Origin of the sequence: Leifsonia sp. NPDC102414, assembly GCF_044765685.1 — a bacterium.
GTDB lineage: Bacteria > Actinomycetota > Actinomycetes > Actinomycetales > Microbacteriaceae > Leifsonia.
This window is the reverse complement of the sequence record NZ_JBIWKN010000007.1, coordinates 1-24474: the sequence shown is the minus strand read 5'-3', so window position 1 is coordinate 24474 and position 24474 is coordinate 1. Positions and strand designations below refer to the sequence as shown.

At 71.8% G+C, this 24474-nt stretch carries 16 protein-coding genes; 8 read left to right on the top strand and 8 right to left on the bottom strand.

Annotated elements, in window-relative coordinates:
• Positions 1-172: 172 nt before the first annotated feature.
• On the top strand, positions 173-1522 hold the full coding sequence (locus ACIRCZ_RS19105; RefSeq protein WP_402856115.1) for an exonuclease domain-containing protein: 1350 nt from the start codon (positions 173-175) through the stop codon (positions 1520-1522).
• 85 nt (positions 1523-1607) lie between these two features.
• Here the strand turns inward: ACIRCZ_RS19105 and ACIRCZ_RS19100 are convergent, their stop codons facing one another.
• Positions 1608-2051 (bottom strand): hypothetical protein, encoded by a 444-nt coding sequence (locus ACIRCZ_RS19100; protein WP_402856112.1) that lies wholly within the window; start codon positions 2049-2051, stop codon positions 1608-1610.
• 120 nt (positions 2052-2171) lie between these two features.
• Here ACIRCZ_RS19100 and ACIRCZ_RS19095 point away from each other — a divergent pair, with 120 nt between their 5' ends.
• Positions 2172-2549 (top strand): hypothetical protein, encoded by a 378-nt coding sequence (locus ACIRCZ_RS19095; RefSeq protein WP_402856109.1) that lies wholly within the window; start codon positions 2172-2174, stop codon positions 2547-2549.
• A gap of 19 nt (positions 2550-2568) precedes the next feature.
• Here the strand turns inward: ACIRCZ_RS19095 and ACIRCZ_RS19090 are convergent, their stop codons facing one another.
• Genes ACIRCZ_RS19090 through ACIRCZ_RS19075 form a run of 4 tightly spaced genes read right to left on the bottom strand, consistent with a single transcriptional unit; the run spans position 2569 to position 5641 of the window.
• The gene (locus tag ACIRCZ_RS19090) at positions 2569-3333 is read right to left on the bottom strand and encodes a hypothetical protein (RefSeq protein ID WP_402856106.1); all 765 of its coding nucleotides are present in this window, start codon (positions 3331-3333) and stop codon (positions 2569-2571) included.
• Between the two features lie 58 nt (positions 3334-3391).
• Positions 3392-4300, bottom strand: a complete 909-nt coding sequence (locus tag ACIRCZ_RS19085; protein ID WP_402856103.1) for an aldo/keto reductase — start codon at positions 4298-4300, stop codon at positions 3392-3394.
• Positions 4297-5469 (bottom strand): JmjC domain-containing protein, encoded by a 1173-nt coding sequence (locus ACIRCZ_RS19080; protein ID WP_402856100.1) that lies wholly within the window; start codon positions 5467-5469, stop codon positions 4297-4299. The genes ACIRCZ_RS19085 and ACIRCZ_RS19080 overlap by 4 nt, the downstream gene beginning before the upstream one ends.
• Before the next feature lie 19 nt (positions 5470-5488).
• The gene (locus tag ACIRCZ_RS19075) at positions 5489-5641 is read right to left on the bottom strand and encodes a hypothetical protein (protein WP_402856097.1); all 153 of its coding nucleotides are present in this window, start codon (positions 5639-5641) and stop codon (positions 5489-5491) included.
• A gap of 499 nt (positions 5642-6140) precedes the next feature.
• Here ACIRCZ_RS19075 and ACIRCZ_RS19070 point away from each other — a divergent pair, with 499 nt between their 5' ends.
• The gene (locus ACIRCZ_RS19070; protein WP_402856096.1) at positions 6141-7139 is read left to right on the top strand and encodes a hypothetical protein; all 999 of its coding nucleotides are present in this window, start codon (positions 6141-6143) and stop codon (positions 7137-7139) included.
• A 230-nt stretch (positions 7140-7369) separates the two neighbouring features.
• On the opposite strand, the gene ACIRCZ_RS19065 is transcribed toward ACIRCZ_RS19070, so the two are convergent.
• Complete coding sequence (locus tag ACIRCZ_RS19065) at positions 7370-8236, bottom strand: IclR family transcriptional regulator (RefSeq protein ID WP_402856094.1); 867 nt, start codon at positions 8234-8236, stop codon at positions 7370-7372.
• Positions 8237-8666: 430 nt separating this feature from the next.
• On the opposite strand from ACIRCZ_RS19065, the gene ACIRCZ_RS19060 reads away from it, so the two are divergent.
• The 3 genes from ACIRCZ_RS19060 (at position 8667) to ACIRCZ_RS19050 (ending at position 9953) form a co-directional block, all read left to right on the top strand.
• Positions 8667-9035: an SH3 domain-containing protein gene (locus ACIRCZ_RS19060; RefSeq protein ID WP_402856092.1), complete on the top strand. Its 369-nt coding sequence runs from the start codon at positions 8667-8669 to the stop codon at positions 9033-9035.
• Positions 9023-9421 (top strand): hypothetical protein, encoded by a 399-nt coding sequence (locus ACIRCZ_RS19055; protein WP_402856089.1) that lies wholly within the window; start codon positions 9023-9025, stop codon positions 9419-9421. Before ACIRCZ_RS19060 ends, ACIRCZ_RS19055 begins: the two co-directional genes overlap by 13 nt.
• Before the next feature lie 82 nt (positions 9422-9503).
• A complete protein-coding gene (locus tag ACIRCZ_RS19050; RefSeq protein WP_402856086.1) occupies positions 9504-9953 on the top strand; it encodes a hypothetical protein in 450 nt (149 codons plus the stop codon).
• Positions 9954-10161: 208 nt separating this feature from the next.
• Here the strand turns inward: ACIRCZ_RS19050 and ACIRCZ_RS19045 are convergent, their stop codons facing one another.
• Entirely contained in the window at positions 10162-21993 is an 11832-nt protein-coding gene (locus tag ACIRCZ_RS19045; protein ID WP_402856083.1) for a hypothetical protein, read from the bottom strand.
• Between the two features lie 77 nt (positions 21994-22070).
• Complete coding sequence (locus tag ACIRCZ_RS19040) at positions 22071-22490, bottom strand: DUF6292 family protein (RefSeq protein WP_402856080.1); 420 nt, start codon at positions 22488-22490, stop codon at positions 22071-22073.
• Between the two features lie 211 nt (positions 22491-22701).
• On the opposite strand from ACIRCZ_RS19040, the gene ACIRCZ_RS19035 reads away from it, so the two are divergent.
• Both ACIRCZ_RS19035 and ACIRCZ_RS19030 read left to right on the top strand, forming a co-directional pair.
• Positions 22702-23409, top strand: coding sequence for a hypothetical protein (locus ACIRCZ_RS19035; protein WP_402856077.1), 708 nt, complete (start codon positions 22702-22704; stop codon positions 23407-23409).
• A 157-nt stretch (positions 23410-23566) separates the two neighbouring features.
• Positions 23567-24355, top strand: a complete 789-nt coding sequence (locus ACIRCZ_RS19030) for a ParA family protein (protein ID WP_402856074.1) — start codon at positions 23567-23569, stop codon at positions 24353-24355.
• Positions 24356-24474: the final 119 nt, after the last annotated feature.

Genomic DNA, 24474 nt, shown 5'->3' with positions numbered 1-24474 from the left:
CCGTCCGGCGCGTACCCAGCGCAACCCCTCTCTTCCTGCCCGCGCCGGTCGGTGCCGCGGGGAGCGGGGGTCTGGGGGCCGGCGAAGGCCCCCAGCGGCCACGCTCCCGAGCCCGCTTGTCAGTGCCGTGCGCTGTGCTGTGCCTACGACCGTCGATCGCCTGGAGGTTCTCGTGACCACGTCTGTACCTGCAAAGCCGGAGTCCCTGCCCGTGTACGAGCGCAGGGACATTCCAGCGGATCAGCAGCACCTGCGGACGACGACGGAACTCAAGAGCCAGCGGTTGAAGCCAGCCCCTGGCCAGGAACCGGTGGCGTTCGTGCGTGTGTACCGGCGTGGCCACGGGTGGGGGAACTTCCCGTTGTACGATCCGGCCGCTGCCGCGCAGATGCGGCCCCTGTCGGCGAAGCAGCAGGCTGCGAAGACCGCCCGCCGGACGTGCCCCAAGTGCGGCGAGGTGCGCAATCACGTCGTGTACGGGCAGTGCGGGCCGTGCCAGGTGCAGGAGCAGCAGGAACGACAGGCTCTGCAAGCCCGGACCTGCTGGAAATGCCACCGTGTATCGCTGGCCCCGTTCCGGAGTGGACAGAACGAGGAGCAGGACCGCTGCACGCCGTGCTGGGTGCTGTGGCGGTTGCAGAAGCAGTTCGAGGCTGAGCGGCTGGCCGTGTGGCGGCGTACCTGCCCGGGCCGGGACTGCAACGTGGTGACGGCCACCGACGAGGAGATCGCCGCCGTCCGGGCGGACTCCACGCACCGGGTGGGCTGGGTGCCCCGGTGGTGCCCGCCCTGCGCCGAGCGCGACGCGCGAGAACGCGCTGAGCGGCAACGGGCGCACGAGGAAGCCCAGCGGCAGGCAGAAGAACACCGACGCCGGCGGGTCGCCGAACTGGTCGACTGGGCACAGGCCCTGGTTGACGATCCGACAGTCGTCATCCTGGATTCGGAGACCACCGGCCTGGAGGACGACGCCAGGATCGTGGACTTGGCCGTGTACAGCATGGGCGGGGACGTCCTCCTGGACACGCTCATCGACCCGGGCGTGCCGATCCCCGCCGAGTCGACCGACATTCACGGGATCACCAACCAGATGACGATGGGCGCCCCCTCGTTCGCCGACGTCCTTCCGCGGCTGGGGGAGGTCCTGGAGGGGCGACGTTGCCTGATCTACAACAAGTCCTTCGACGTCGGCCGACTGCGGCACGAGCTGACGCTGCACTACCTCGACCAGGCGGCGCAGGACGCGGCCCGGCAGGTGGCGGCGACGGGCATCATGCCCGAGGGGCTGCGGGAGCAGGCGGTGGCGCGGGCACAGAAGCAGGCCGCGGCCTGGCTCGCCGCCGTGAAGTTCGAGGACGTGATGCTGCCGTACTCCGAGTGGTTCGGCGACTGGTCCGACTACTGGGGCAACTACGCGTGGCAGCCCCTGTACGGCGGGGATCATCGAGCACTGTCGGACTGCCGGGCCGTGGTGGATCTCCTGAAAGGCATGGCGCGGCAAGTCCACGCCGAGACTGCCTGATCCGCGTACGCGGTCAAGGGCGAGTGACACAGCGAAGGCCTCCGGGAACGTCCCGGAGGCCTTCGTCGTACGTCCGCGCACCAGCTCAGAGGACGTCGCCCGCCGTACGCAGCCGTCCGGCTTCCGCGAGGGCCTGGTGCAGCACGGCGGAGAGCGGGTCGGCTTCTTCCCCGGCGACGTCGGCCTGCTGCGCTGCGCGGCGGAGCCGGTCCTCCAGGAGTGCGCCCCGCAGCGCTGCGGAGGCACCGGCGGGCATCGTGGCGGTGAAAGCGACGACCATGCCGTAGAAGCCGTGCATCAGGTCATCCAGGCACTTCACCCCGTCCAGGTCCCCCGGGCTGCTCATGACGCTGCGGGCGAGGATTTCGGCGGCGGCGAGCAGTCGCCCGGCCGCGATGGCGGGCCGCTCGATGGCGCCGCCCCCGTCGGGGTCGATGTGAAGCGCCCGCAGCGCATCGCTGATCTTCACGACAGCGTCAGGCAGTTCGGGAGCCTCGTCGGCCCCATCGGGGTGTTTCTGGTAGGTCATGGGCGGCAGCGTAGTGGCCCCGTTCCGGCCGGCACCGACGGTCAACGGAACCCGGAGTAGGGCAGACGGCCGCTGGGAGACCCGGCAGTTGGGATGGTCGGCAGCCGATACGGTGTCGCCGTGAACCTGAACGATCCGATGCCCCGCAGCGCCTTCCTTGAGATCGACGGCGGCACGCAGGATGCCTTCCCGGCGATGTCCGCCGTCAACGCCGTCGAGACCTGCGCGGCACGCGCCCGCGAACTCGCTCAGGGAGTGAGCGGGCGTGGCGGAGCCGACTTGATCGGCGTGGCACCGGATTCGTTCCGGCTGCTGCTCGAACGAGAGCTGGTCGACCTCCACGGCGACGCCGACAGTTGGCTGAGGCTCCAGGGAATCACCGTGGTGTGGTTCGCGACCGGCTCTCGGGGTGCGGCTGTCGACGAGGCCGGGATGCGTATCGAGTCGCTGGAGCCCAGTACCGGCCTGATGCTGTGGGTGGCCGCCGACGAGCAGTAGGTCGCGTGAGCGGTCCCCGTCACGGCGATGGGCGGCGGCGCAGATCCTGCGCCCATCCGCGAAGCGGGTCGGCGAGGACGAGGTTGTCGCCGCGGCTCACGGTCTGGAGCAGCATGGCGCACACGGTCGCTTCGGCGGCGAGTGCGGCCGGGGTGCCCAGGACGGGGAAGGTCTCACGGACGCGGGCGGCGGTGCCGGGCCGAAGCAGCGAGTAGGCGTAGAGCATCGCGCAGTCGAAGCCCTCGGGGGCGGTGCCCCAGCCCTCCCAGTCGAGGACCTGCAAGGGGTTGGTGAGGTTGGCCCAGTGCAGGTCGCCGTGGGCGGTCGACCAGCGCGGCGCGTCCGGCGCGGGGATGCCCACGAACTCGGGGATGGCCCGCTCCATGTACTGCGTGCGGACGGTGACGCGGTCGGTGGCGGTCGCCGCGAGCTTGTGCAGCGTGGTCGCCAGGTCCGTCCACCAGGTATCGGGCAGGTCGAGGTCCTCGTGCAGGATCGGACTGCCGGAGAGCACCGGTTCGCCGACACGGACCGACAGTTCCGCCCGGTAGGCGGTGCCGTCCTCGGTGGCGTCGTGCAGGCCGACCAGGGCCGGGCGGCGGCCGTCGAGGTCCCCGAGAATCCGCTGCGCGTCCTCGGCGCCATCCCACAGCTTGCCGGAGGCCTTCTCCTGCGGCGCGGCCACCAGCCGCAGCCACACCGGTTGGCCGGCGGCGGTGCGGGCCGGGGCACCGAGGGTGCGCCCGGCCCATCCCCAGAACTCGCCGCCCGGTTCCACGGTCACGCTCAAGGCCTGCGCCGCGCGCCGATGGCGGTCGCGCATGCGCTGCTCGGTGGCCGGGTCAGACGGAGGCGAGTACACCAGTGATCTCCCGCAATCGGGCGATGTCCAAGGGGGGTTGGGCGACCGCGTCGGCGGCCTCCTGCCAGTGTGACGTACTGGAGGCCGCCACGAGGACCTGCGTCACCCCTGGGCATGACGCCGCCGCCAGGATGCACGCCTGTGCGGGAGTCAGGCCGGGCCGGATCAGGTCGACCAGCTCTTGGCCGACCATCGTCGGCAGCTCACCGCCGTGCAGCGGCGCGGAGGCCATCACCCGCAACCCGGCGGTCGAGGCAGCCCGGATCGGGCCGCGCCCGTCCAGGGCCTGTTCGATCGGCGACATCATCACCAGACTCACGGGCAGTTGGACCGCCGCCAGGTGGTGCTGACCGCCCGCCGCTTCGGTGGCCAGAGCCCCCAGCAGCGGCACCGAGAACGCCTCTTCTGCGAAGCCGTGCCAGGTGGCCACCCCGTAGCCGCCGACGTGCCCGGCCGTCACCTCTTCCTCCAGGACGGTGAAGGCGTCCCGGATCGCCCGGTACAGGGCCGACCGGTCCCCCGGGTGGGCCCTCTCCGGGTTGTGCAGCAGAACCACGTCCAGCCGGTCGCGCCGCAGTTCGAGGCGGTTGCGCCGGATCTGCCAGCGCACGTACTCGGGCGTGAGGCTGTGCCCGGCGGTGGCTTCTTCTGCGGTCAGGACACCGTCGTTCACCGCGGCGCCCCCGGTGGCGGCCGTGAAGTAGCCGACCTTCGTGGAGACGCGCACGGACGGGTGAGCCGCCAGGGTGGCGGCGAGCTGGCTCTGTGCCCGGCCCGTGCCGTAGTTGGGGGCGGTGTCGATCCACTCCGCGCCGGAGGCGACTGCGCGGGCAGCCGCCTCCGGAATGTCCCGGCACCGGTAGGTGCCCAGGGCGAGCTGTGCCGTCACGGCATGCTCCCCACGACCGCGGCCTGCCCGGCGACGAGTTCCTGGACGAGCCCGGCGACGGATTCCACGTCCAGGTCGGCGGCGTCCGCGAGGGTGGCCAGGGCCACCGTCTCGCCGTCGACCAGCGGGCGCAGGACCGATGCAGCGGCCGGGGCGAACTCGTACGCCTGCCCGGCGGCCGCGAGCGTCACCGCGTCGTCGGAGACCTCCAGCACGGCGCGGGCCGTGGTCAGCCGCACCCGCAGGTCGCCGTCGGCGGGAACGCCGTCGACGTACGGCAGGCTCGGCACCATCCGGCCCGGCTCCCTCCCGTCCAGTGCAGCGGTGTACCGGGCGATCAGCCGCGGGTCTTCGAGCCGTTCGACCAGCAGCTTGCGCATCCCGTGCAGGGCTTCGGCCTGTTCGGCGGGCGAGGCCAGCCGGGGCAGGTCGCGGCGCCATTCCTCGTGTCCCAGCAGTTGCTCGGCGACCCATGCCACCAGGTCGGTGGCCGTGTGGGTCTGGAGCCCGCACGTGACGTGCAGGGAGCGCGTCCCCTGGTCGGCGGCGACCGCGTGCCAGATGCCGCGCGGCACGTACAGCACGTCACCCGCGTTGAGGACCAGGTCGGCCACCGGATCGGCCGGCGGCTCGGCGGGGGTCTCGATGTCCCGGTGCATCGGGAACGGGCGGGTGGTGCCGTACAGGCGCCACCGCTTGCTGCCGTCGAGCTGGACGACGACGGTGTCGTGGTCGTCCCAGTGGACGCCGAAGCCCTCGATGCCGGTCCACGACGCGTACAGGTTGGCCTGGACGTGGGTGCGCAGGACCCGCTCGATGTCCTCGGCGAGCCGGGCGATCGGGCGGTGCATCTCGTCCACCGAGTCCAGGACGAGGGAGGCACCCTCGGCGAGGCGGGTGTGCAGCTCGTTGGGCTGGAGGCGACGCCAGACGGTGTGCCGGCGGGTGGTGACCGGCTCGGTGTAGGCGGTGACCTGAAGCGGTGCGCCGTCCCGGTGCAGCCGCATCCGGGGCGGCTCCAGCCGGTGGGTGGCCAGCAGCTTGTCGAGGTCGCCCCAGGTCATCAGCCCGGCGACGTCCACGGCGCCGGGGAAGTGGCGGAAGTCGCGGTGCAGTGCCTGGGCGAGGAACCCCTCGCCCAGGCATGCCGCGATCGACGTCGTCGTCATCGCGAGTTGACCGCCCTTGTCAGTCGTTCGAGTCCGAGACGCCGGACGAACCGCCGTCCGAGGGGGTGGCGGTACGCGACCGGGCGGCGGAGATGGCCGTCCGGGAGCGCAGCAGACCACCGCCGGACGGGGCCGGGGCCGCAGCGGACGGGGGCGGGACGGGAACCGGCATGGCAGATCCTCCTCCTTCGATGGCCGGGCCTGGACGGCTCGGCCGGGGCATTCGCCAGTCAAGCCGGGCACGCCAAGGCCGGTAAGCCCCACCACGGGGGCCCCACCGCGGGGGTATCGTCTGCGCTGACGCTCCGTCATTCTGCGAGAACCGAGGGGGACTCGTGGGCGACTTACCGCCGTCACATGCCCAAGTGCCGCCCGGTCTGTTGCATGATCCGCTGTTCGTCCGTGCCGCCCGCGAACGGGACTTCCCGGCGGTCTTCGCGATGGCCCACGAGCACGGGATCAGCTACTACCGGATCAGCGAGGCCTGCGGCATGAAGCCCGACCGGGTCTCGCAGATCGCGCGCCGCCGGTCGAGGGTGACCGCGCTTGACACAATCGAGCGTGTTGCGGACGCACTTCGGATTCCCGGTGCCCTTCTGGGCCTTGCTGCGCGACCCTGGGAGCACAGCTCCCCATTGCCCCACCCGGAGTCCGACGATGGAGACGACCCCATGAACCGCCGCCAGCTACTGCGCGGCGCCTTCGCCGCCGGTCTCACCGGACCGGCCCTCACCGCCCTGACCGACACCCGCCAGTCGCTGGATCTGGCACTCGCCGCCGACACCGCTCCGGCCGACCTGTCCGACCTGGAGGCGGCCGCCGAGGCGTACGGCTACGGCTACCACGGGCAGGCGCCGACCCGGGTCCTGGCCGACCTCGCGGGCGACTTCGCCGAACTCCGCCCCTTCCTGGACACCCCGCAACCGGTCGCCACCCGCATCCGGGTGTGCCGTACCGCCGGGCAGATGGCCGGGATGGTCGCGATCGTGCTGCACGACCTTGGCGCCCGGAAGGACGCCCGGGGCTGGTTCGCCACCGCCGCCACGGCGGCCAGGGAGTCCGGCGACGACCAGCTACTCGCGTGGGTCCTGGCCCGCGAGGCGATGGTCCCGCTGAACTACGGCGCCCCGCAGGCCGCTTCGGTTCTCGCCGAGCAGGCCCGGCGGGCAGCCGGGGACCGGCCGACCGCCGCGGCGACCCTCGCGGCCGCCGTCGCGGCGCGGGCCTACGCCCTCTCCCACCAGGTCGAGCAGGCCCGTGGGGCGCTCGCGGCCGCCGACGCGCTCATGGAACGGCTGGACGCCGGCGCGCGGGCCGACACCTGGCTCACCCACGGCGAGCAGAAGCACCACGTCCACCTCAGCCACGCGCTCACCGCGCTCGGCGACACCCGCCGGGCCCGTGAGAGCCAGGCCCGGGCGCTGGAGCTGTCCGCGCCGACCTCCACCATGACCCGCTCCCTGCTGACCATCGACGCGGCCGCGTGCGTCCACCACGACGGCGACACCGAGCAGGCGTGCCGTCGCACGGTCGCCGTGCTGGACGGGCTCCCGGACGCCTACCGCACCGGGCTCGTCCACCGCCGCGCCCTGGACCTGTACCGCTCGGTCCCCGCGCAGCACCACCGCGAGAGTGCCGTACGCGAGCTGCGGGACGTCCTCGCAGCCTGAACGCCAGGCCCCGTCTCCCCCATTGCGGAGAACTCACCCCAGAAACTCACCTCTTAAGAGGGGAGTTTCTGAATCGGAAAGCAGGCGCGCACCGCGCGGGCCGTCGCTACGCTGGTCACAGGGTGCGGCGCTCCCCCCGTGGCGCCGCACCCTGACACGACCGAGGGCCGCCCCCGGCATCCTGTTCCGGATGTCGGGGGCGGCCCTGTGTCGTGATCGGTGCCGAGGCGCTACCCGGCTACGGGGTACGCGTCGCTCTCGCCCGAGACGAGCAGGGTGAGCCGTTCGGCGGCCGCGGTGGTCGCGGCGACGGGCAGCGCCAGATCCTCGGGCATCAGCGAGGACGGCTTGAGCACGGAGACCGCACCGTAGACGGCGTCGCCCCACATCACGGGGGCGGCGACCGCGCTCCAGCCGGGTACCTCCTCGCGGGAGACGGCATGGCCCGCCTCGCGGATCTCCGCCAGGGACGCGGCGTACGCCGCGGCGTCGCGCACCGTGCCGGGCCCGGCGCCGGCGGGAACCGGCTGCTTCAGGACGGCGGAGACCAGGAACGGGGAGAGGTGGGCGGCGATCACGCGGCCCGAGGCGCCGACGCGCAGGGACTGGGCGACCTCCACCAGGTCGGCGACACCGAGCCCGAGCGACTCGAAGTCGTAGCGGCCCGTCACGCCAGCGGCGTAGGCCTTGCGCGGGCCGCCGTACGGCGAGAGCACCCACAGCAGGGCGAAACCGTCCACGGTGCGGCTCAGGCGCTCCAGCACGGGCTTGGCGGCCGCGACGTCGGGAGTGGTGGCCATGGCCTGCATGCCGATCCGGGCGGCGCCGGGCCCCAGCCGATAGCGGCCGGGTGGCACCCGCAGGAAGATTGAGGTGGCGAACCCGGATTGCAGAATCCGGTAGACGACGGCGATGTTCAGGCCCGTGGCGGCAGCGAGTTCACTGGGGCCGTGATCGGTACCCGGCAACGCGGTGAATGCCTGGACGACGAGCATGACCCGGTGCGCGTGCAGCGTTCCGCCCGTACGGGCTGCGGGTTCGTCGTCCGGCGAAGTTTGGGCAGGCTGAATTTCCTTCTGCGTGGTGCGGCTGAGCATGCTGTCCCTTGTCGCGCATGCCGCCCTTCCCCCGGCTCGCGGTGGTGGGCGGTCGTCCCCAATGGCCTTGCGTCCGCGCGGCGTTGCCGGTCGAACACGGCCCCCGACCCTCTAGACCCCCGTCACCCCCCGTTGGTCAAAAATCGAACCAGTGACCGCAACCCTACATGCGCCACGCGGAACACCCTCATAGTTTTACTTCCCCCCATATCGGGCGGGACGGCCCTTCATTGCGCGACGCGAAATGAGGTGGACTCGCCATGCGAAAAGGGCCGCCCAATCAATCCGATATCCAGGAGTATTGCGCGGTGCGAAAAGCCTAAAAGATGGCACGCATTGCGCGGTGCGAAAAGATTTGACAGGCCCGCTCCGGTGCTCCTTGAATTCATTTCGGTTTCACCAGCAAAGGCATTCGTGAGGGTGCCTCGAAATGACGGGGGAGCACATGCAGATCCGCAGAGTCGTCACCGCGCTGAGCCTGACCGCCGCCCTTGCGGGGTCCGGTCTGGCCGCCGCCGGTACGGCCGAAGCCGCCGCGAAGGGCTGTTACGTCACGGCGTCGGCGGCCAACCTCCGCTCCAAGCCGTCCACCAGCTCCACAGCGGTGGGCGTCGCGTACAAGGGCAACAAGTGCTCGGAGAAGGACTGGGACTACAAGGGCGGCTATAGCTGGACCAAGGTCAAGATGACCACCGGCAACGCCAAGGGCAAGACCGGCTGGCTCCGGGACGACCTGGTCCACACCGCCGCCGAGGACGTTCACACCTGCATCCCGGAGGACACGGCATGCCACGGCTGATCTCGCACTCGCGCGCCCGGGCCGGCGCGGTCGTAGCGGCCCTGAGCCTCGGTCTCGTGGGAGGTCTGGCCGCCACGCCCGCCTCCGCGAACAGCTCCGGCTGGTGGACCTCCCAGCACGGACGTGCCGAGGGCTTCTACAACGCGCTGACCGGCCGGGTCTACGCGAACGACATCAAGAAGGACGGGTACAGCGCGATCACCCAGGTCCGCACCGCGAGGAACGGTTACTTCGTGGTCGACGTCCGGGACAAGGTCGCCAACAACGGCGGGTCCTGGAAGACGCCGACCTTGTATGCGGGGGTCCGCTTCAAGATGCGCGTCTGCGTCTACAAGACCGGCCACAAGCCCACGCAGTGCGGGTCGTGGCACGAGTTCGACAAGTAGGAACCTCTCCCAGAACACACCGCTGCCGGGCGGGTCCGCCAAGGGCCCGCCCGGCGCCGTTCACGCACGAGGAGGAACGGACGTGTCAGCTCAACTCGCCGCGACCTGGGTCCGGATAGGCGACCAGTGGGTGCGGGCCGACCACATCGTCGGTGTCCGGCTGGAGCCGACCTCCGGGGCCGCGTTCAGCGGCCGGTGGCGGGTCAGCACCGACCACGGCCAGAGGCTCATGGTGTGCACGACGCTGCCCGCCGAGGAGGAGAGCGGCAAGGCCGTCTGGCAGGAGGCGGCCGTGTGCGCCCCCGAGCGGGGCGAAGTGGTCGCCGGGACGCTGCTGGACGCGATGAACACCACCAAGGTGCCGGGGAGTCCGCGGTACGTGTACCCGGCCCTCTCGGCAGAGGGGTCGGTCTCGCACTGGCAGGCCAGCACGACCCTGCCGCAGGGGCCCGCCCTCACCGGCGACCCCAAGACCGTGCCCGCCATCACCGGCGCACCCGTCACGCCCCCCAGGTCGCTGCGCGGCGCCTGAACAGCCCCCATGGGCCCGGGCAACAGCAGTTCCTCACGCTGCCGTTGCCCGGGCCCCACGACGTTCCGCACCATCACGACGGACCCCCGCCACCAGGTCCTGATGGGGACCGCGAAAGCCCGCGGGTTATCTGGCCAGATAGACCACGTCCCGGGGGCCCGGCCGGAGCGGGGGCGACCGGTGGACGCCCGGGCTCCGGCCGGAGCGGTCAGCGTTGGGTGGGCTTGCGCGCCTGCGGCTGCTCGGCTCCGTCGCGGCGAAGGTGTCCGGCCTGCTCGCTGCCGCCACCGGTGACGGGCTTCTTCCCTCCCCGCTTCGTGGTGGTCGACCGGCCCCGGGCGGCGGCCGTGGACACGCCGCGCTTGGCCCCGGGCATCGGCTTGGCCAGGGCCTCCCCCATCTTGCGCATCGACGGGATGTCCACCGGCTCCGCCGCGCCGTTCGCGGACGGCGGGGTACCGCCGCTCGCACGTCGCGGTCCGCGATACTCGAGGGCCGCATCTCCCAGCCGCAGCAGCGCCTCCGCGCTCGGCAGCTCCTCGCGCTTGTCCGTACCGCGTTCGTCCGGGCGGCGCAGCTTGTCCGCAGCGCCCTGCGCCCACCCGGCCACCTTCTCGCACGCGGCGATCGAGACCCGGCGTACGAAGTCGGAGACACGGCCGTCGGCCATGAGCTTGCCGAAGTGCTCGCCCGCCCGCTCCTTCATGACGTGCATCAGGTGGCCGAAGGCCCCTCGCACGCTCTGGATGCGCTGCCACTCCGGCAGGTCCTGGAGCGCGGGCGTGTGGGCGTCCGTCTCCCGCAGCGCCGCGTTGACCGCGTCCGCCGACTGCTGCGGGTCACGGTCCGGCGCCTTCTCCGGCTCGACAGGCACCGCGGCCGCCGGGGCGGCGGGCGCGGGCTGCTGCGCCTCGGCGGCCGGCGCCGGGGCGGGCGCCGTCTGGGGAGCGGTCTGCGGCTCGGCGGGCGGGTTCAGCTTGGCGACGGCTTCGGCGAACAGCGTCTCCAGCCGCTGGAGTTCGTCCTCCACCGTGGCGAACAGGTCCGCGCCCGTGCCCTTCTCGGCGGGCACGTGCTCGTCCCACACCTCCTGGACGGCCGCGAACTCGGCGACGACGTCGAGGGGGCGGTCCTCCTGCGACCCGGAGGTCTCCGCCGGGCCGGTCCACAGCGGCATGTCGCCCCATTCGGTCCACGGCGGCACGTCTTCGTTCGGCTCCGGGGAGGCGCCCGGAGCGGCTTCACCCTGTGCGGGCTGTCCGTCGCCCGGCTCGGCGGTGCCGTCCGGGCCGGGGGCCGCCGGGCTCTCGGGTGTCGCGGGGCGGGCGGGCGTGGCCATCTCGGTGTCCTCCGGGGCGTCGGGGAGCGGGGCAGGCTGGTCGGTCGCGTCGGGAACGCTCTCCGGGCCGGGGGCGTCGGCGGGCTCGGGCGGTTCCGCCGTCTCGGCGGACGCCGGGTCCGGGGCGGGCTCCGGCGTCGGGTCCGGGGCCTCCTGCTGCGCGGTGTCGTCGCGGACGGGTTCGGCCGGCGCGGCGGCTGCGGCGGCCGCGGCTTCTTGTTCCTGGGCTGCGGCGCGCTCGACCACCATCGCGTCCAGGGTGGCTTGGAGGCGTCCCTCCAGGCGTGTGGTCTCGTGCAGCAGGCTCATGAGCGGGAAGGCCAGGTGCTGGCGCTCATCGAGGGCGGGGTCCGCCGGTAGCGCGGCCGCCCAGGTGATGACCGCCTCTCGGACCGCGGTGAGGTTCGCGGCCATCTGTCGCGAGCCGTGGTCTTCCGCGTCGGCGGCACCGAGGCGCCCGAGCTGGATGCTCAGGGCCTGGAACTGGGGGTTCTGCCCGTAGTTCTCGTTCGCCCGCGCGGCCGCCAGGGTGAGGGTGCGCAGGTGCTGCTCGGCGGCGGTACGCAGTTCGACGCGCAGCACGTCCGCCCGCGACTGCACTCCCCGGACATTGACGGCGACCGGCGGGGCGCCGTACGGCTCCCCGGTCACGACGGCGAACATCACCGCGCCCTGACGTGCGGCATCCATCGGTGAGCCGTTGAGTTCCGTGACGTCGGCGGGCTGGCCGTCGACGGCCAGCCGGGCGAACCACCGTCCGGAGGCGGACAGGCGCACCGCGGCGACGGTGGCCTCGCCGTACAACAGCTCACCCTCGCGGGGGCCCTCGCCCTCCGCCGTGGTCAGCCGGAGTCGGTAGCGGGCGTCGGCGGGGAGCGGGAATGTCTCGGTGAAGTTCCGGGGCGCGGGCGGGTCTTCGACGTCCACGGCCGGCACGGCTTCCTCTGCGGGTGCCTCCGCAGGGACGTCCTCCGCGGGCGGGTCGGCGACCGGGGCGACGTCCGGCGCGACGTCCGGCGCGACGTCCGGCGCGACGACGGTGGATTCCGGCTCGCCTGCCACTGCTTCCTCCTGCTCGGGCTGGTCTGGTTCCTCGTTCGCTGCGCCCTCCGGCGCGGGAGCGTCGTCCGGCGCGGCCGTCTCGGCAACGGGCACGTCGACCGGCGCGGGAGCGTCGACCGGCGCGGGAGCGTCGACCGGCGCGGCCGTCTCGGCAACGGGCACGTCGACCGGGGCTTCCTCCGGCTCGGGGGCGGGGTCGGGCTGCGCGGGTTCCTGCTGGACCGTCGGCGGCGCCGCGGTCACTGCGGCCGCCCGCTCTGTCCCAGCCTCGCGCACCCGCTCACGGGCCCACTCCAGCACGCTCTGCCACTGTTCGTACCGCGCGCTCGTGTCCCCGGGGCCCGTCACGGCCAGGCGGTGACCGTCGTCCCCGGGGAGTCCCTGCTGGTAGACCATCTCCACCGTGAAATCGGTGTCACCGATGCGGACGTCCCAGAGCGGGCCGTGCTCCAGCGGCGCCCGGTTCCGGCGGGGCCCGGTCGAGCGGGCAGTGACGGACTCGCCCTCGGGAATGCCGAGTTCCTTCAGGTCCTGGCCGTACGAGAAGTAGACCCAGTCGTCGCTGTCGGTGGGGTGGGTCTCGGCGGTGCGGCCCAGCGCGGCCCGTTCGCTGAGTTCCCGGATGGAGCTGACGGAGACGCCGGTACCCACGGACACGCCGGACAGGTCGCGCGCCACGAAACCCCGGTATCCGCTCTCGGTCTCCTTCGCGATGCGGTAGCGCTGACCGGTGGGCCGGTGGACGCTGGTCCACTCGTTCTCAGCGGTACGCCGGTAGACGACTTCGTCGTCCTCCGGGTGGGGCCGCGGCTGGATGCGCACGCCGTCGCGCCGGGCCTCGGCGACGTCGGCGAGGCTCCGGTACTGCTGGTAGGACAGTCCCAAGGTCAGCTCAACACAGGGACCGCACTCGGCAGCCATCTCCCCGTGGTCCGGACCCATCCAGTGCAGCACCACGGTGTAGCGGTCGGTGTCGGGAGTTCCGCAGCGCTCGCACTCGCCGTGGTCGGCGTGTCCGTACACGCCGAGCCGTCCGTCCGGGGCTCCCTCGGTGCCCGGTGAGACGGCGGGTTCCGGCTCGCGCCGACCGCGCCGGCGGCCGGGGCTCTGCGCGGGTGCGGGCGCGGGGGCCGCCTCGCCGAAGAGGTCGAGCTGTCCTTCCTCCTCGTCCGCATCGTCCGCCGCCTCCGGCTCCGGCTCCGGCTCCGGGGCAGGAGCCGGTGCCGGAGCCGGATCGGGCGCCGGGGCAGAATCGGGCGCCGGGTCTTCGAGGGCGGCCTCACGCAGCCACGCTTGCGCCGCCGCCTGCTGCTCGCCGTCCGTGTCCCCGGGGTCCAGTGCTTCGGCGGCCGACCGTACGGCAGCCTCCGACTCGATCCACGCCAGGCACTCGTCACGGGTGCCGTTGAAGATGGACTCGCTGAACGAGTACGAGCGGGTCTGACGGTTGAGGTGGAACCGCATCGTCTCTGGCTCGCCGGGTCGCATGCTCCCGTGCATCCAGTACCGGATGTCCGCTGCTCCGGTCAGCTCAACTCTGGCGAGCTGGGCAAGTTCGTCAGCCGCAGGCGTCGTGTCGTCGGGCTCGGTGTCGGGCGGTGTCTCCTGCGGGGCGGGCGTGTCCTCGCCGAAGAGTCCGAGTTGCTGCTCCGGGGCGGCGGGGTCGGGTGTCGGCTCCAGGTCCGTGGCGTCGGGCTGCGGATCGGTGCCGGTGAAGAGACCGTCGACTGCTTCCTGGAACAGCTCCTCTCGGGTCTTCTCCGCGTCAGCGTCCGCCAGGCGGCGGGAGCCCTCGGGTACGGCCACGTCGGTCGGAGACTCAGCGGCAGCTTCGGACGCGGGGGCAGGGGCCGGTTCCGGCTCCGTCGCGCGAAGCTGCGCGTAGAGCGGGCCCGCCAGTTCGGCGTACAGGCCGTTGCGGTCACCGACGGCTTCGTCGCCGCCGCGGAAGTAGACGCGCACCCAGTCGGGCATGTCGCCCGGCGGGACGTCCGCCCACTCCTCGGTCACCCAGTCGTCCACCCAGTCGGTCAGCCAGGAGGTGAAGTTGTCGAGGTCGTTGGCGCGGGCAGCCTGCGCAACCCGCGGGGCGGCCAGCGCCGCGGCGGTCATGGCCTCCAGCGCGGCCCCGCGCAGGGTCGGGTCGGTCAGGGCGAGTCGGTCACTGTCGGCGTCCAGCGCAGGCGCCGCAGGCGGTTCCGGGGTGGCCAGGCCGGGTGCGGCCGGGCCCTGCTCCTCGGTGGCGGCCGCGGGGGCGGTCTCACTTGGGGCGGGCGCGGGTTCGTCCGGCTGGTCCGAGGCGCCCGACTCCGGCTGAGCGGTGGCCGGCGCCTCCTGTTCCGGCTGCTCCGGGGCGGGCGCGGGTGTCTCCTCGGCGGCCGCGGTCTGTTCTGCGGTCAGGGCGGCGATGGTGGCCTGCGAGCGGGCGGCGAGGCCGTGGGCCGCCGCGTACACGTCCTGGAGGGGGTCGAGGAGGTCATCGTCAACGACGACTTCCAGTTCCTGGCACCAGGCGGCCACGCCGTAGACCCGGCGGACGATCTCGTCCGGCCCCCCGGGAACGGGTTCGCGCAGCGCCAACCGGGCCCGGTTGTAGGCGATGTGCAGTTCGGCGATGGGGTTGTCCGGGGTGCCGAAGCCGTCGGGCCGGGCGTCGCTGTCCTGCTGGAGGTAGGCCCGAACGGTGGGGTGCTGGCCCCACCGGGCGTAGGCGGCGTCCAGCGCCTGTACGTCCGCCAGGTCGTCCTGATCGGTGAACGGGGCGGCGTTGAAGAACTGCGGCACCTCGTCCAGGTTCGGCGCCGTCACCACCAGCTCCGGCAGCCGCGCGGGCCGCTGGGGAGGCTCCTGCCGCTCCGCCCGGCTGGTGTGCACCGTGACGGTGCGCCCGGCGGCCGCGAGGACGCGCACGGCGTCGTCCACGCGCTGCCTGCGGGTCGGTTCCTTCCAGGTGCGGGGCAGGTACCAGCCGCCGACCTTGCGGGACTCCTTGAAGCCGCCGCCGGTCCACATCGCCGCCTTCGCGGTGTCGTCCTCCGGGCTCACGCCGAAGACGAGGGTGTCGGAGCCATTGTGCAAGATCCAGACCGGGTCACGGCCCTGGTCATCGAGCGTCGGACGGTGCACCTTGTCGCCGTAGACGACCGCGTGGTGGTTGGCCATGCGCTTGGCCACGGTGGCGCCGTCCTCGGTACCCCGGACGGTGTCGCCCTGGACGTCGCCCAGGTAGCGGTACTTGCTGTAGCTCCACTTCGCCGTGCCGACCTCTTCGCCCGCCTCGGTGTAGAGCCGGACGGTGCGGCCTTCCTCGGTGTAGTGGTAGCCCTCGGCACCCGGGACCGGCGAGGCGGTCTCGGGGAGTTGCTGCGTGGACTCCTCCGGCGCGCTCTCCTCGGCGGGGGCGTCCTCGGCGTCGGCCGCGGGGTCCGTGGTCGTGGCGGCCGCGGCCGCGGCCGCCGGCGGGGCGTACCGGTCGCGTGCCTCGGCGAGCTGTTCGTCGGTCGGGGGCACGGTCTCGCGCAGCGCGTCGGCCAGAGCGTCCATCGCGGTACGGATGGCCTGGTTGCGGTCGTCGCGACGGAAGTGGATCTCTGCGGACAGGTTCCCGTACCGCCACCACGGCTTGAACGGGTCGCGGTTGGCGGTGTTGTGCGCCACCGCGGCGTCGATCCATGCCGGGAGTTCCTCCCACAGGATCGTGGTGGTGACGTCGCCCTGTTCGATGGTCAGCCCGTCCGCGCGGGTCGACAGGTGGACGTCGCCGTCGCCCCGCAGGGCGGGCGGCAACTCGCTGCTGGTCGAGGCGTAGAAGGCCGTCGTCGGCGTCTGCTGCTGTTCGGCGATCCACTCCCGTACGCGGTCGGTGGGCATGACGCCGGGCTCCATGCTGACCGGCTGGCCGTCGACCGCGACGGCGCTGACCAGCCCGCGCACCTGGTCGTCGCTGAGGACCGCCATGATGGCCCACCCGGCGGACTGGTGGGTGCGGGCGGGCTGCGGGCCGCCGATGTGGCCGACCATGATGCGGCCGCCGAAGGCGTCGACCGGGTCCTGCAAGGGCGCCTGCCCGACGTCGGTCTGCGTCTGCGCCGGTGCCGGGGCGGGGGCGGGCTCCGTCGCGTCCTCGGCGGGTGCCTGCGGCGCCTCCGGTGCGGCCGGCGCGGGTTCCTGCGGCCCGGCCTGCGGGGGCGCGGGAGGCGCGGCGGATTCCGCGGGCTCCGGGACCGGCTCCGGCTCGGGGGTCGGGGCCGGGGTGTCCTGCGGGGCGGGTGGCGCCTCTTCGGGTTCGGCGGCGGCCCGGGCCTGCTGCCACGCGATCCCTGCGGCCTCGGCGAGGATGGCCCGGCGTGTGTCGGCCCCTTCGGGGTCGAGCCAGGCGCGCAGCCACGTCGGACGGTTCTCGGGAAGGTTGGCGCGCTCCAGGGCCCAATCCTGTGCCCATCCGGCGAAGCCCTCACGGAACGGCTCGCCCTCGTTGGCGTCGATCTGCGCCCATGCCTGTACGTCAGCGTCGGCGGCCGCGGCCGTGGTGAAGGCACGGACAGCTTCGTCCCACTGGCGCGGATCGGTCAGATCAGGTGTCCCCAGGTCCACGTCCGTGCGGTCGACCACGCGGGCGCCGCCGATGATCTGGCCGTCGCTGATGACGACGGCGGTGCCGCCGAGCATCCCGGCCATGGCGGTGGCGTCGTGCATCGCCATCTCCGCCTCGGTCATCTCGCGGCCGCCGTCGGCGGCGGCGCCCGGGTCGAACTGGGGGCCCGACCCGCTCTCGCGGCCGGAGGCGATGGCGGCGCCCGAGATCTGCTCCTCCAGGGCGGCCTTGCGCTCGCGGACGGCTTCCAGTTCGGCGTGCTTCTCGAAGGGACGGCCGATGTGGGAGCGGGTGTCCTCCAGCGCCGCGCGCTGCTTGGCGGTCTTCTGCTCGATCTCGGCGGGGGCGGTCACCGCTTCGTCGGCGGCCTCCTCCAATGCCTTGACGATGCGCCAGGACTGGCCCTTGCCGAACCAGCTCAAGTTCAGGCGGACGTCGACCTGGTGGCCTCCGCCGACCAGGTGCGCCCATCCCTCGTAGGCCATGCCGCCGAACTGTTGGCGCCGGTGCCAGGTGAGGCCGACGTTCAGGCCGCGCCAGAGGTAGCCCGCGTCGAGGTCGAGGGTGGGCTTGGAGCCCTGTGCGGTCTGCGCGAGGACGCCGGCGACGTCGTCGGGGTCGATGAGGCGGCCGTCGGCGGTGCGCCATGTGTCGTCGTCCCCGGCGGCGGTGATCGCGTCGGCCATGGCGCGCATGGCGGGCAGGGTGCGCTCCGCCTCGCTGATCTGGTCGGAGAGGACTTCGACCTTGCGCTTCATGCGGGACTGCGCCTGCCGGTGGCCGTCGGCATCGTTGAGGAGCATGGTCAGCTCGCCGTTGACGTCGGCCAGCTCCAGCAGCATCGGGTTGCCCGTGGCGACGGCCTTGGCCTGCCCGAAGCCCGCCCCGACGGGGTCGATCTCCTGGATGACACGGCCGACCTTGCGGCCGGACATGATCTGCACGATGGGCCGCTGCTTGCGCTCCAGTTGCTGGAACATGTAGCTGTCGAAGCTGTTCAGCGCGATGTAGCGCAGGAACTCGACTTCCATGTCGAGGTCGATGAGCAGGTTGCCCGGGCGGTCGAGTCGGCCCTCACGCTGCTCCCACTCGGCGGGCTTGTGCGGCGGGTCGACGTGGTGGAGCGCGACGCCGAGGGTCTGGACGTTGACGCCCGTCCCGCCCTTCTCCGAGGACATGAACAGGACGGACACCTTGCCCGAGCGGGCGTCGGTGAACAGTTGCTCCTTGGCGAGGTCGCTGTTGTAGTCGTGGATGAAGCGGATGCGCTCGCGCGGGATGCCCGGCAGCCCTTCCTCTGGCAGGCCGTCGATCAACCCCCGGCGGATCTTGCCGTAGACCTGACTGCCGCGTTCCTTGCTCGGGGTGCCCAGGTCGCAGAAGAGGAGCTGGAGGCCGCCGGAGACGTCGTCTGGATAGCCGGGGAACTTCAGGTTCTTGGTGCGCTCGTGGATCTCCAGGACGTTCCTGATGACGGCCCCGACCTTGCCCGGGCCGTCCGGCTCCATCCCGACCAGCTCAAGGTCCAGGGCGGCTTTGCGGCCGTCCGTGATGACGTTGAGCATGTTGTCTTCGAACGGCTTGACCTTGCCCTGCTGGATCAGGTCGATGCGGCCCGAGATGTGGCTGACGTACTGGACCAGGTTCGGGGTGGCCTCGACCTCCACGAAGCGGTCAACGCGCTTGGGCCGCTTGATCTTGAACGCTTCACGCGGCCGCAGCTCCGCGACCTCCGCGAACATGGCCAGCGCCTCGTCGGCGTTGGTGTACTCCACCGGACGCCGCTTGAGGCGGAAGGAGACGCCGTCGACCCCGACCTCCGGCCGGGACTCGAACTGGATGAAGTTCGCCGCCCACGCGTCGGGGCTGCCCACCCCCAGCTTCTCCAGCCGCTTGGGCATCGTGAAGTGCTTGAAGACGTACATCTCGCGCACCGAGTTCGAGATGAACGTGCCGCTGTAGAGGGCGGTGACGTTGTCCCGGCCGGTGCGCTCGCGGGTGACGATGAGCTTCAGGTCGAGGTCGGTGGCCCGCTTGGACGGCTTGCCCAGCGACATGCCCTCGGTCGTGGCCGGCAGGGCGAGGTTCTTGAACAGGTGCGCTTCGTCGACCTGGATGAAGTCGACACCCAGGTTCTCGTACGTGACACCGGCGTCGGTGGACTTGGATCGCAGGTCGGACGCGCGGGCGTCGAACCGGTCGACCATCTTGGCGATCTCTTTGATCCGCCGCTGGTTGGCGTCGTCGCCGTCGATCGCGCTCAGCGCGACGCGGTACTCGTTGGCCAGCTCCTCCAGGTAGGTGGCCTCGGTGACGGGGTGGACCCCGAGGCGGCCGAAGGAGTTGTGCGTCATGACGATGGCGTCCCAGTCGCCGGTGGCGCACCGGGCCGCGAACAGCATGCGCGAGCGGGCGTCGGCGAGGTCCTTCTTGCCCGCCATGAGGATCTTGGCGTTCGGGAACAGCTTCTTGCCGTCCCGGGAGATCTGCTCCAGCAGGTGGTTCGGGACGACGATCATCGGCTTGTTGACCAGGCCGAGCTGTTTGAGCTTGACCGCCGTCATGAACATCGTGGCCGTCTTGCCGGCGCCGACCGGGTAGGGGCACAGCGAGCCCTCTTCCGCGCTGAGCACGCGCTGGACGAAGTCCCACTGATGCTCGTACGGCTTGAACTCCGGGTCCATGCCGTCGACCGTCAGGTGGGAGCCGTCGTGCTTGGGCAGGACCGTGGAGTTGAAGATGCGGTTGTAGTCGGCGGCCAGGCGTTCCGCCCGGTCGGGGTCCTCCCACACCCAGCTCGCGAAGCGGCGCATCAGCGCCGTCATCTTCGACTCCGCGAGCATCGTCTCCTTGTCGTTGCGCACCCGCCGCGATCCGCCGTCGGGCGTGCGGAAGGTGTCGTAGACCTTCGGGGCCTGCCCGTTCAGCGCGAGGTCGAGCAGCTCGAAGGCGTTGACGCGGGCCGTGCCCCACTCGCTGGTCGCGGCCTCCGGGATCGTCATCGGCATGTCGACGTTCCACGTCGCCGTCTTGGCCACGTGGAGGATGTCGACCCGTACGCCCAGCATCTCCTCGGCGAACGCGGTGACGTCCTCCACCGGAATCCACGGGGCACCGAGCTTGGCCTTGATGTCCTCCGGCGCCAGCGGTTCGGGCTGCACCTCGCGCAGGGCGTCGACGTGCCGCTGGAGGTCCTCGCGGCCCTGCGACAGCAGGAACTCGGCGCGCTCCAGCTTGTCCACGACCGGCCCGGACAGGTACGCGCCGCGGGTCAGCAGCTCCCCGTTGTCCGGGTCGGGGAAGACCAGCTCCCCGAGCGCGCCGGGCACCTGCGCCTCCTCGATCCCGAGGAGCTGCGCGATGGTGGGGACGTCGATCTTGTTCTTGAAGTTGAGGCAGAGCGACAGCGCTTCTTCCGGCGTCTCCGCCGACGTGGGCCGCTCGATCCGGCGGTTGACGCGGCGCAGCAGCAGCGGGGCCTTGTCCGCCTTCTGTGTCTCGTCGTCAAAGTCCTCCAGGGCGAGGACGGAGACGACGTCCGGGTCACGGCGGAACCCGCCCAGACGCGGGTAGCGGCGGCTGACCGCCTTCTCCCCCGTCTCCTCATCGACCTGCCCCTCGGCGAGGGTGAAGCGGTTGATCGGGCCGTGCGCCCGGACGTAGGCGTCGTAGAGCCGGTTGACCTCGGCGCGCAGCGGGTCGAGCTGCGCGTCGGGGGTGTCGTGGTCGGTCTCCGCCTCGATCAGCTTGACCGTGGCGTCGCGCAGCGCGATGAGCTTGGGCAGTTCCTTGCCCGCGCGCTCGACCGCGACCAGCTCGCCGTCGACCACCTCGTGCGCCTTGCCGTCCACGAGGTGGAAGGAGCCTTCCTTGCGTCCGTCCTCGCGGACGGGGAAGGGCAGCGTGTCCTCGGTGAACGGCTGCGCGCCGACCGCGACCCGCCAGTCGCGGCCCGCGTCGCGGGCGGCCGCGGTGATGCCGTCGAAGGCGGTACCGAGCGCGGCCGCGAGGTCCTGGCCCTCGGGCGGCTTCACCGCCAGGGTGTGCCCGTACTGCGCGGCCCGCCCCTGCTCGAACTCACCGAGCACGTTCTCCGGGTGCTGGAGGAAGTAGTTGTTGGCGTACTGGCCGGAGACCGTCGGGATCTCGCTGACTTCCATCCAACTGTCGTCCAGCGGGCCGTCGGTGTCGCGCCGGCGAACGATGAGGATGTCGGCGAGGACGCCGGTGCCGCCCTCGGCGAGCGCGCCGTTGGGCAGACGCACGGCGCCCAGCAGGTCGGCGTGCTTGGCGATGGCACGACGGGCGGTGTCGTCCGCGGAGTCCATCGTGTAGCGGGAGGTCAACAGGATGGCGACGCCGCCGGGCCGCAGGGCCTGCACCGAGCGCCAGATGAAGTAGTTGTGGATCGAGTCGGTGACCGCCTTCGGCGCGGTCTTGTCGTGGACCTGGAAGTTGCCGTACGGCACGTTGCCCAGGACGGCGTCCACGCTGTTCGACTGGAGTCCGGCGTCCTGGAGCCGGGCGTTGATGATCTGCGCGTCCGGGTGCAGCAGGGCGGCGATGCCCGCGGTGGTCGGGTCGCGCTCGACACCGAACCACTCGACCGGCATCCGGTCGGGCGTGTGGTTGATGAACGTGCCCGCGCCGCAGCCGGGTTCGAGGATGCGGCCGCCGCGGAAGCCCAGATCACGCAGGGCCGTCCAGCAGGCCTCGGCGATCCGGTCGGGGGTGTAGTAGGCGGTCGGTGTGCCCTGTTCGGCCTGCCGGTACTCGCGCGGCGAGAGCAGGCGTTGCAGCTCCTCGCCGATCTCCGCCCAGGTTCCTTCGCGGTTCTCCGCCAGGGCGGGGGCGAGCGGCCCCCAGCCGGGCCAGTGCCGCAGCGCGGCGAGGTCTTCCGGGGTGGGCGCGGCCTCGTCCGTGCGCAGCCGCAGCAGGGTCTCGATCGCCGTCAGGCTCGCGCGGGCCCGCCCGATCGGCCCGAGGCGGCCGCCTGGACCGGGCTCGGGGGCAGGGGCGACCGGGGTTTCGACGGGGTTGGACATGTCGTTCTCCAAGCTGCGGGGCCCGGCGCAGCCTCAGCGCCGACGGCCCGCGGGCGGTCGGGAGGGCAGCGAGCGCGTCAGGCCGACGCGGCGAAGGCCGACAGGCGCGTCTCGAAGGCCTCGTCGTCGCTCTCGGGCAGCCGCTGCGGCCCGTCCTCCCGGCTCGGCGTCAGGCCCGGGTTCGACAGGACCATGTCGACCCAGCGGGCGACCCGCCCGGGCGCGGGCACCAGGTCCTCGCCCATGAACCAGTCGCTCGTACCGGCTTCGGCGGGCAGGTGGAGCACCCAGCCATACGCCTCGTCCCAGACCAGTTCGAGGTCATCGTCCTCGTCGGCGTACGGACCGCTGTCCGGCACCTCCAGCGTGACGACGGCCGTGCGGACCGCCGGCGGGCGGCCGGTCACGGCGTGCCCCGCGACGGTCAAGCCGATGTCTTCAATCTCGGCGACCACGGCCTGCACGTAAGGCTGGTGATCGGTGCGGCTGTTCGTCATGCGCGCTACTCCCCCGTCGCTCCAGCGGGCGGGCGCTGGCCCATCCCGCGCCGCCTGCACCGGGCACCACCCGGCCGGCGGCAGACGTACATGATCCCTACCTGACGACCATAACGACTCAGAAGCAACCGATTTAAGTTCCCGCCCCGACACAAACCTCCCGTCCCAGGGCCGCCGTTGGTCCCAGCGGTTATCTGGCTACATTTCCTCCATGGCGAAGGTGAGCATGAAGTTCCACGTGGCCGTGACCGAGGACGCGCTGAAGGCGCTCAACACGCTCCGCAAGGCCGAGCGGGACCGCGAGGAAGAGTGGATCGCCGCACGCCGGAAGGAGCTGATCCTGCCCGGCATGTCGCGGCGCGCGGCCGCCGCCGTGCGGAGCGACATCCGGGCCCGGGTCGCCCGGATGCGACGCACCGGCGAGTTCAGCGGCACCCGCGACGACATCGTGACCCGCGCCGTACGCGAGGAGCTGCGCGCCCGCGGCATGGACCGCAAGTGGCCCAAGCCCCCGGAAGGCGCGATCGAGACACCGGGCCGCCCGTGGGGCACCCCACCGAGCGCACCCATGGGCGACGGCGGCTACACCGACCGCCTGTCGGTGAACCTGCCATACAGCCTCGGCGACACCGTCCGCCGCGCCGCGTACTGGACCAGCAAGGAAGCCGTCGAAGCACTCCAGGACTGGGCCGACCGCTGGGGCGACGGGGTCGACGTGGCGCTACGGGAAGCCGAGCGCGACGGCGTCCCCGCCGAACTCGCCCTCATGTCCGCCGCCGGGCGCCCTTCCGCACCACAGTCCGCGCTGGAGATCCGCGACCGACTCCGCGCTCAGGTCATCACCACCGGAGACCTGATCCGCGCCGCAATCGACCGCGCCACCGCGGCGAGGCAACCCGAAATCCCCGACGAGGCCTGAGAGTAGAAACAACTGTTTCTAAGTCGTTCGATTTCGCTCGAACGCCCTTATTCATTCCGGCAAGGCTTGATGCACGTCGCCACCCCAAACGTCTGGCAAGCTGTGCGCGATCCGAGTAACCGCCCATCGCGCGGTGAAATCAACGGAAGGCCTCGGAATGAGTACATCCACAACCCTCTCAACGGCCATCGACACGGCCGCTCACGCAGTCGCCAGAACGGCGAAAGTGATCGTCGTCATCCAGCAGAAGGGCGGCGCGGGCAAGTCCACCATCGCCGTCAACACGGCCGCGTGCGCGGGCCGGTCGGCGGTGATGTCCAACGCGGACGAGTCCGCAGGCGCTCCCGTCGTCGCGGCCGGCATCGACGTCCAGGGCACCCTGGAGAAGTGGTGCGCGGGCGTACGAGAGGAGGCCCTCCCGTTCGACTTCGTCGTCACCAAGAGCAAGCTGGACATCCTGCCCAGCATCATCAACGATCCCGAGCGGCGTCGGATCATCGTTGACACCCCCGGCTTCCTGGACGTCGATCCTGACGCCGACTGGGGGGCCGACCCGCTCGGCGAGAGCCGGACAGCCGACGCGCTACGCGAGGTGCTGGAGGTCGCCGACCTGGCGATCGTCCCGATCACCCCGTCAAAGATCACCTGGGATGAGTGCGAGTACACGATCGAGCGCGTACTCAAGCCGCGGGGCATCCCCTTCCTGGTCGTGATCAACATGCACGACCCCGGCAAGGACAAGTTCGAGGCGCAGCTCAACAAGGTCAAGGCGTGGATTGACGAGCGGAACTACCCGCGGGTCGCAGAGCCGATCCGCCGGTACACCATCCACGAGCACGCCTACGAGAACGGCACTCTGGTCACCGAGTACAAGATGTCGGGTACGGCCCTGAAGGCGCGTGAAGACTTCATGCGCGTGGCCCTGACGATGGAGCAGATGCTCTGATGGGTAAGGCGATCAACGTAGGCGGGGCCCCGGTCGCCCCCGGGCGACCGAACAACGCGATCGAGCTGGCGCGCGTACTCGGCGACTCCGCGAGGCTCCCCACGAAGCAACTCACCGAC